This is a genomic window from Massilimicrobiota sp. mt181, assembly GCF_055420065.1.
Map to the genome: position 1 here is coordinate 1 of NZ_JBVAYN010000043.1, position 7,997 is coordinate 7,997.

Genomic DNA, 7,997 nt, shown 5'->3' on the forward strand with positions numbered 1-7,997 from the left:
TTCTTTACACTTTCTTTTATATTCACTTACTTATCACCCCTTTCCGTGTATGGAAGCAGCATTTTAAGATATTTCCACATACCCATGATGTAATATCGCATTGCATCACAGCAGTGATCATTTTGTTTAATTACTTCTTCCTTGCCCTTATCTAATAAATCTTTGTTATATTTGTATAAATCCATCTCATCAATAAGATGCTCCTGAGTCCTGTTTAAAAAGAGCTTAAAAAAAGAGAACATCTTTTGTGTTCTCTCGATTCCCAAAGCAACTCTATTGTCTGCTGGAACAATTCTTGCTTCAGGAAGTATTCTTTTTATTTCTTCAGCAAGTCCTCTTGCTGATGGATCTATGAATACTGCCTCTATCTTCTTTCTCTGGCCACCAGTCTTTCCACCATTCATGAGATCTTCAATATATTTATAGAATGATACAAAATCTTTGGCATATTCACTTGGTGGCTTCTGTGTTCCACTTTCACGACCACTGTGATAGTATTCATCCATGCCTTCAATTTTCATTGTTGATTGATTTAATCCGAATGCCTGGTATGTTGTTGCATTCAGCTGACCATAGTCAATAGAAATTCCAACATGAATGAGATCTTCAAAACTCTTTGAATTGATGATCATCTCTTTTTTAAACATGTAATATACTGTTTCAGCTGATCCAGAACACAATCCCAACCAAATCCACTCGTAAAGTGTCTGATTAGCTTTCTTCATTGCTTCAGCAGCTGCAATCAGCTTTTTACCAAGCCATTCAATTGGAACATCTCTATAATCGCTGTGAATGTGAATGCAGTCTTCACGCTTTTCCATTCTCTTGACCCATCTCATGATAGGTGCATTGGCATTTTTTGGCGGATTGAAAAGATAATACATGTCAAAATGCTCATCATTACCACGAACGAATGTAGCTTCTATATTAGATAATTCATCTTCTCCCTCACCACTGTCGAAGAATTCTGTAAGCTCATCCAAGCAAACCATACGAATGACTCTTTCTTCATCAATCATACCTTTGGTGTCATCAATAGAATCGGAACCAGTAAAGTAGATTGTGTTGCCATTCTTTTTGTAAGTAATTTCCATCGGGCTTTTCTTGATGATGAACATTTTCTTGCTCAACCCAAGACGCTTGATTGCACGAATGACTTCCTTATAGACTGTTTTTCTCAGCTTGTTGTGATGCTTTCTCATGAATATAACAGCTGTCTGAGGTGTTGAAACAATCATCCAAACAGCAAGAATAGCAATGAAAGAAGATTTTGTTCCCGCACGTCCTGAATCAATGATCTTGTGCATATGATCCTTATCATTTACAAGAGGCTGATACTTGGGAATGATAATATCAGATAATCTTACTGTTTTTTTACTACCATTAGATGTCATTGATAATAATCACTCCATCATCTTCTGGATCATCACCTGATGAATCACGATTGAGCTTCTCAGTTTGTGCTTTAATCAGTTCAATCTTGGCTCTCTGTTCGTCATTGGCCATATCCAGGTGCTTGGTTAACCAATCCAATGCTTTCATCCTGTCAGCAAACTTTATTGAAATACCATCACGACCCTGTTTCACTTCCTGGATGATTGTTCCATCAACTTTAGAACTATCTTTAAGCCTTACTTTGTTTCCATCAAAAGTTGCGTAATCAGTAGCATCATAGAATGCAATATCTATGTATTTTTGAACAATGTCGTGCGGATCAAGAAGTGCTTCCGTGAACATTTCCTTTTTAAGCCTCCTGATTTCCTTTTGAACTGCTTCTTCCTTCATAAGTCTGTTGGCTATGACGCATGCTGATTCATATTTATAATCCGGTCGAATCTTAAGCAGAGCTTTTACCTGGTTGAAATATTTCAGATAGTAAATGCAAAAGAGCTGGCGTTCTTCATCCAGCTCTCCATTTTCATAAACCATGTTTTCGGCTATCTTTTCAGCCTGTTTCTTTGCAACTTTTTTTGGTTGCAACCTTTGCTTTTTTGGTTGCAACTTTTTATCTTTCCAGTATCGTGATTTCCATGACTTAACAGCACTTATAGAAACATCATACTTCTTGGCGATGTCTTTATATTTCATCCCATTTATGTAATCCTCATATGCCATCTCCTGTTTGTCTTTCAAGTCATATCACCACCTCCTGATTATTCTTTTTTGCAAAATAAAAGAGATATTTATTTGTAAATATCTCTTCTGTGTCCAACGGTCAATACAAGAATAACTAAAACATCATCATGAATTTCACATAAAATGCGATAATCACCAACACGATATCTCCATTGACCTTTTAAATTTCCTTTAAGCTCCTTCCCATGAGCAAAAGGATCTTCGCAATCAACAAGATTTTTAGAAATCCAATTTAGAAGCATTGTTCTTGTGTAGCTATCCATTTTCTTAAATTGCTTTACTGCTCTTCTAGAGTATTCCACTTTGAATTTTTTAATTTTCATTTTCTTCGAATAATTTTAGCAAATCGTCATGACTAAGCGTTTTATTATCTTTCACAAATTCATTATGAGCTTGTTCAGCTATTGCTACATCATATTCGTACTCTATTTTTTCGAATAACGCTTTTTTGAAAGCTTCGCCTAGTGAAAAACCATGTAACGCAGCATAACGTTTTGCTAATTCTTCCTCCTCTTTATTCAATCTAATGGAAAAGCTCATAATACTCACCTCCACTTTTTTCTGATTGTTTTTTCATTTTTCTTTTTTTACTTTCACTTTCGATCTTCTTAATTATTTTCTTTAACGTTGACTTTAACTTGAATCAAATTTTCTTTTTATTCTATTCTTATACTAGCTATTCAAAAATGAAAGTTCTCCTTTCGTAATACATTGTACTACATATATATTATATTGTCAATTTTATTATATGCAATTTCTTTAATTTTATTACATAACTTATCTTATAAAACAAAAAGATCATCGATATTATGATGATCTCTTAGGAACAGATGAGAAGAACTGTCCTGTAGAATTTTTTCTACGATAACATAATAGCATACTTTATCACTGACAATCTACGGACAAACTACGGACATTTTACGGACAAACTACGGACAGAACTTATAAAAAGAAAAGAGCTGAAACAAAATCAACTCTTTAAAAAGTTATTTCGTTACAGCCTCCTCACTATTTAACGATACAAAATTATTGAAAATATTTAAATAATATATAGATAATCTTTTTAGATATTATTTTATAAAGATATAATGTTTGAATTCTAAAAAATTAATTATGAATATCTTAAACTAAATATTTGATTGAAATTTTTAGTCTTGGATAAATAACTGATTAATAAATCATAATCTTTCGTATTATTATCTAACTCAATAATTTTTCTATTTGCCATTATCAACTCATTAGATACTCTAGACAATCGCATACCTGATAATCTTAGTTCTTTCTTTAATTTCATTGCTGCTTCTTGAGCTAAATCTTGTAATTCTTTACTAGAAGAAAAAACAAAATTATCTACAAATTTATTTACATTTATTAAAGCATCAAGAAGAGTTGTGATACATTTATTCTTTTGATTATCATTTAATGCTTTTGTCATTGTATCAATTTCAATATTTTTAGTTATTTCATCACATAATTCAGAAACTCTGATTTTAGATTGTTCTTCCAACAAACTATTATACTCTTCATTGTTACTTATAACTTTTCGACCAACACCTTTAATCATAATATTCATTTCATTTACTATAGATTTCATTTCTGATAATGTTTCTTGCATATCATTTATCGTATTTTTATCTTTTAAATTAATTAAATACTTTTTAAACATGTCTGCCCACTGTTTCCCTAAAAAGTCTTTTATATCTTCTGATCTTTCAAATGTATTAATAGGTATTTTACCAATCATGTATATTTCTTCAATAAATCTAAAAATATTGATATTTTTTGTTGCTTTAAACAAAATACTATCATTGTTTTTTTCTAAATTTTCCCTATTTAATTTATAAATTTCAAATTCAGAAGAAACTGCTTTATCTATAAAGCAAAAAACAGGAATAGAATTTCTAATAGCTGTTCTAAATTCATTTCTTGTTATAGAAATAAATTGAGATATTTTATCATTTTCTCCTGTTGCCGCACTTCCATATTGTCCACCTATAATTAAAATGGTCATATCAGAGTTTCTCATACTTTCATAGCATGAGTCATCTAATTCCTTTCCAGGTGTATATCCAATATCTCCATCCTCAAACATAATGGGTTCAAAGTCATGAGCTTTAATGAAATTTGCTAAATCTTCCCTAATATATTTTAAATCGTAAAATGTAGAGCTTACAAATACTCTTGGTTTCATATGTAATTCACCTCTGTATTTATTATACATAAAAAATACCTCCATTTACAATATTAATATGAAATACTTACAAATTTTGTATTATTTTATATTCTAGAATAATATCATAAAAAAATCGTCCCTGATATTTCATCTATACAAAATACTATAAGTTTATAACCTACATTAGAAGTTTGTTTCTTTAATTCATTTTTCTTATTATTTCATTAAACTTCCTATTCAAATCTTCAATTCTAGGTGGATTCTCATAGTCAATATACTTCGACAGTTCCAAGCATATGTCATTTATGTTTCTCGAATATGCTCTCTCGTTTATGAAATACGTTTCTTCCAGCTTTTGAACCATATCGCCATATCCCCTCGAATCAACAAAGCAGTTGACGATGGTTCTCTGCCCACCTTTCAGAAGATAGAGCGTATATGTAAATCTGTCAATGACTTCATCAAACATCTTCATTCGTTGCAATAGCAACTCTCGTCGCACTATTCTTGAATTAAGCTGCTGATCCTTTTCCTTGATAGATCCTCCAGGCATTTCACTGCCTATATTCGGTGACTGTGGCAATGGAATATCATCATATTCATACTTCAGGGTCAGTCTTTCCTGCTTTAGAATTCTAATACATTTAAGATATTCCTTTACTTTTTTAATAATCTGTTTTTCTTCATCACTATATGACATTCCGTTACCTCCCAAATTCTATTGTCTATTGAATTTTCTTTTCAGTTCTTCATAATGATCTGCAATGTATATGTATGTATTTATATCAAGTGAGGTCAGCTTCCATCTTTCAATTGACATTATGCTATAATCGTTACCATTATTGCTGATTTTCTTTCTGTTAGCTTCGACAAATTCAGCAAACTGTTGTTTAGTTATATTCATTCTTCAAAATTCCTTATAGCTTTAATTAAAATTATTCCTCCAACAAATAAAATAACTGATTCTATAATTCCTAAACCAGCAAAAAAATTTATGACTACTTCTTTCATTAATTAATCAACTCCTTTGTTTTTGTGTAAATTATATTCAATTCGTGTTATCATTAAAAAGTATGGGGAGGAAATATTCATGAGAAAATTTAAAATTATTTTAAGAGCAATTATCTGTATCTTCATGCTTTTATTTGTTGTGAGTGGAATTGCAGTAGGATTAAATTCACCACTAATTATGGGAATTGGATACATTCTAGTAATTGCAGGTTTTATTGTCTTTGCACGTAAAAATGATATTAGACAATTTACTCGAAAGAAATTATATGGCACTTTAGGTGTACTAATGGCTTTATCTATTCTCTTTGCTGGTGTAAGTCCATGGACTCCAGAAACAACAGATGCGGCATCATTAGACGATCCGCAGACCGAAAATATTTCTGTTGATAATGAACAGAAAACAAGCAACACTACGGAAGATGGTGTTAAGGAGAAAACAGAATCGACTAAAACAACTTCAACAGACAATTCAACATCATCTGATAAATCAACATCAAATAGTACGACTTCAAATGATGAAATGTTTGATGGATACCAAATTATTGACGTAAACTTCTGTAGTCTTTCTGGAAACAGAGTAGCAAATGCAGCTGTTGATATTGGTTACGGTGACAGAGAATACTGGGCCTTCACTAACAAATATGGACAACTTGTAAAAGTTGTAGCCAAAGAAATTGTGCTTCAAGACGATGACGCTGAAGATGTAACTTCGTCAGGAAGGTATTGCAGTGATGAAGCGAAAGTTCCTGGTGTTGAAGCAAAAGATCTAGATGAAGGACATGTTATTGCTGATTCATTAGGTGGTGTTTCAAATGCTTATAACATTACACCTCAAAACAGTACTTTGAATAGAACTGGTAAACAAGCAGACATGGAAGAATCTATCAGAAAAGCTGGGGGTTGTACAGATTTCACTGCAATCATTACATATCCAAATACAAGTACAATGACACCAAGTCATTATGCTTATACATACACATTGAATGGAAAAGTTGTTAAGACGGAATTTGACAACAAAGGATCTTCTAGCAGTTCTAAAAGTTCGTCAAGTTCTACAAGCAGTAGCAATAAAAAGAGTTCTTCAAGCAGTACAAGCAACAAGAAGAGTTCATCATCTAACTCAAGTTCTTCAAACAGTTCAAAAAGCAGCAGTTCATCTAACAGCAGTGTAGAAAGCACTCCAGTTGGAGGACAGGTCTGGATTTCTGCTACTGGATCTAAGTACCATAACAAACCAAACTGCGGAAGAATGAATCCTGATAAAGCCAGACAAATAAGTTTAAGTGAGGCTAAATCAAGAGGACTTGAGCCATGTAGCAAATGTTTTTAAGTTAAATCGAGAGTGATCTCTCGATTTTTTTGTTTACAGCAATGCTTTTAGTTTTAATTCAAGCTTCTTTATATATTTATCTATAATCAGCTGCGTACAAGGAAGCTGAACAAATTCTCTTTGCTGATATAGATTTATCAATTCTTTCATCAAATCTATTTTATCCAAAATCTTTCACTTCCTTTTCTTCATAGAAAAGACATAGTATCCCCTTTATTAATTGCTTAAAATTATAATCAAAATATCTTCTTTTTATTTCACATCTAAATCCATAATATTCACTAGTTGTATAGTTATTTTGACTACAATGTTTGCAATTCAAACAATTCTTAATCATTGTCTTTCACTTCCTTTTCCGAAAATACTATCACACCATTATTTCTAGAATCTGGTGCTATATATAATCTAAGTTCACAATCTTTATCCAGCTCTATGATTGTCTTATCTTTTTCATGTTTTATTGATATAGACACTGGTATGTGTTCATCAACTCTCATTTTTGATACTCCATAGCCTTTGTTACAGGATAGAAACGATTTTTTTCAAAATGCATTTCTTCAAAAGTATCTGTTAAATAATTGGCATAAATTATAACGTTCCAATACGATTGTGGTTTTAGTTCTTTTATCAAGAAACACGCATTTAATTTATCATCCCATACCCACATACCTACTTTCAAATCTTCAAATTTGTATAGTTGTGGATTAAATACGTATTGAATCAAACCATTAATTACATCTACATATTTATCTAAATCTTCGCCTGTTATGCAATCAGTTCCAAAAGTGTTATCCCATAATTTACTTAATGCAGTTTCACATTCTTTTTTAGTCATAATCAAACCCACTCCTTTTCACAGTCTTGACATTTAAATACATCTACTTTATGCACAGGGTCATAAAACTCATATTTCATTATTCCGCCACAATCAGGGCAATGAATTTCAAACATTTTTCTTATTTCACTTATTTTATACTTAAGTTTATTCAACATCTTTTTTACTCCAATCAATATATTTAATTTCAAATCTAAATGTTTTTAGCAAATAATAGAAGAAATTAATTAATTTAACACTGTCTGTTTCTAATTCTATTAAACTATTTTTCCTTTCTGCTTTTATTTTCATTATCATTCACACCAATCTATCGCCTGACCACAATTGTGGCAGTAATTAAATTTTTCTATTTCACTTCTTACTAAAGTGCCACAACAAGGGCAACGATAAGGAGTGGAGACCAATGGAAGATACATAGGTTTTGCTTTTTTAGGTGTCGCTTTATCAAATATCTTTTCTATTTCATCAATATCTTTATCTAATTGATTTAAATTATCAAATGCCTGTGTCTG

General features: G+C 31.5%; 11 protein-coding genes. 1 reads left to right on the forward strand and 10 read right to left on the reverse strand.

Features of this window, described 5'->3' with window-relative positions; translation table 11 throughout:
- Positions 1–26: 26 nt before the first annotated feature.
- The 6 genes from ACZYT4_RS13655 to ACZYT4_RS13680 form a co-directional block, all read right to left on the reverse strand.
- Positions 27–1,394 carry a PBSX family phage terminase large subunit gene (locus ACZYT4_RS13655; protein ID WP_463786810.1) on the reverse strand — a complete coding sequence of 456 codons (1,368 nt, stop codon included), beginning with the start codon at positions 1,392–1,394 and terminating at the stop codon, positions 27–29.
- Entirely contained in the window at positions 1,384–2,133 is a 750-nt protein-coding gene (locus ACZYT4_RS13660; RefSeq protein WP_249191401.1) for a terminase small subunit, read from the reverse strand. The genes ACZYT4_RS13655 and ACZYT4_RS13660 overlap by 11 nt, the downstream gene beginning before the upstream one ends.
- Before the next feature lie 50 nt (positions 2,134–2,183).
- Positions 2,184–2,459 carry a type II toxin-antitoxin system RelE family toxin gene (locus tag ACZYT4_RS13665; RefSeq protein ID WP_463786812.1) on the reverse strand — a complete coding sequence of 92 codons (276 nt, stop codon included), beginning with the start codon at positions 2,457–2,459 and terminating at the stop codon, positions 2,184–2,186.
- Complete coding sequence (relB, locus tag ACZYT4_RS13670; RefSeq protein ID WP_463786815.1) at positions 2,449–2,676, reverse strand: type II toxin-antitoxin system RelB family antitoxin; 228 nt, start codon at positions 2,674–2,676, stop codon at positions 2,449–2,451. Before relB ends, ACZYT4_RS13665 begins: the two co-directional genes overlap by 11 nt.
- Before the next feature lie 571 nt (positions 2,677–3,247).
- Positions 3,248–4,327, reverse strand: coding sequence for a DUF4062 domain-containing protein (locus tag ACZYT4_RS13675; RefSeq protein ID WP_463786819.1), 1,080 nt, complete (start codon positions 4,325–4,327; stop codon positions 3,248–3,250).
- 181 nt (positions 4,328–4,508) lie between these two features.
- Positions 4,509–5,009, reverse strand: coding sequence for a hypothetical protein (locus ACZYT4_RS13680; protein WP_463786823.1), 501 nt, complete (start codon positions 5,007–5,009; stop codon positions 4,509–4,511).
- A gap of 390 nt (positions 5,010–5,399) precedes the next feature.
- Here ACZYT4_RS13680 and ACZYT4_RS13685 point away from each other — a divergent pair, with 390 nt between their 5' ends.
- The gene (locus ACZYT4_RS13685; protein ID WP_463786826.1) at positions 5,400–6,650 is read left to right on the forward strand and encodes a DNA/RNA non-specific endonuclease; all 1,251 of its coding nucleotides are present in this window, start codon (positions 5,400–5,402) and stop codon (positions 6,648–6,650) included.
- A 329-nt stretch (positions 6,651–6,979) separates the two neighbouring features.
- Here ACZYT4_RS13685 and ACZYT4_RS13690 read toward each other — a convergent pair whose 3' ends face one another.
- The 4 genes from ACZYT4_RS13690 to ACZYT4_RS13705 all read right to left on the reverse strand — a co-directional run.
- On the reverse strand, positions 6,980–7,147 hold the full coding sequence (locus ACZYT4_RS13690) for a hypothetical protein (protein ID WP_463786827.1): 168 nt from the start codon (positions 7,145–7,147) through the stop codon (positions 6,980–6,982).
- Positions 7,144–7,485 (reverse strand): hypothetical protein, encoded by a 342-nt coding sequence (locus ACZYT4_RS13695; protein ID WP_463786830.1) that lies wholly within the window; start codon positions 7,483–7,485, stop codon positions 7,144–7,146. The genes ACZYT4_RS13690 and ACZYT4_RS13695 overlap by 4 nt, the downstream gene beginning before the upstream one ends.
- A gap of 147 nt (positions 7,486–7,632) precedes the next feature.
- A complete protein-coding gene (locus tag ACZYT4_RS13700) occupies positions 7,633–7,776 on the reverse strand; it encodes a hypothetical protein (RefSeq protein ID WP_463786832.1) in 144 nt (47 codons plus the stop codon).
- A gap of 2 nt (positions 7,777–7,778) precedes the next feature.
- A partial coding sequence (locus tag ACZYT4_RS13705; RefSeq protein ID WP_463786837.1) for a hypothetical protein occupies positions 7,779–7,997 on the reverse strand: 219 nt, incomplete at its 5' end.

What these genes read in the sequence shown, in the direction of transcription:
- ACZYT4_RS13675 (WP_463786819.1), bottom strand. Translation starts at nt 4,327, where the DNA reads ATGAAACCAAGAGTATTTGTAAGCTCTACATTTTACGATTTAAAATAT.
- ACZYT4_RS13690 (WP_463786827.1), bottom strand. Translation starts at nt 7,147, where the DNA reads ATGAGAGTTGATGAACACATACCAGTGTCTATATCAATAAAACATGAA.
- ACZYT4_RS13655 (WP_463786810.1), bottom strand. Translation starts at nt 1,394, where the DNA reads ATGACATCTAATGGTAGTAAAAAAACAGTAAGATTATCTGATATTATC.
- ACZYT4_RS13685 (WP_463786826.1), top strand. Translation starts at nt 5,400, where the DNA reads ATGAGAAAATTTAAAATTATTTTAAGAGCAATTATCTGTATCTTCATG.
- ACZYT4_RS13665 (WP_463786812.1), bottom strand. Translation starts at nt 2,459, where the DNA reads ATGAAAATTAAAAAATTCAAAGTGGAATACTCTAGAAGAGCAGTAAAG.
- ACZYT4_RS13695 (WP_463786830.1), bottom strand. Translation starts at nt 7,485, where the DNA reads ATGACTAAAAAAGAATGTGAAACTGCATTAAGTAAATTATGGGATAAC.
- ACZYT4_RS13700 (WP_463786832.1), bottom strand. Translation starts at nt 7,776, where the DNA reads ATGAAAATAAAAGCAGAAAGGAAAAATAGTTTAATAGAATTAGAAACA.
- relB (WP_463786815.1), bottom strand. Translation starts at nt 2,676, where the DNA reads ATGAGCTTTTCCATTAGATTGAATAAAGAGGAGGAAGAATTAGCAAAA.
- ACZYT4_RS13680 (WP_463786823.1), bottom strand. Translation starts at nt 5,009, where the DNA reads ATGTCATATAGTGATGAAGAAAAACAGATTATTAAAAAAGTAAAGGAA.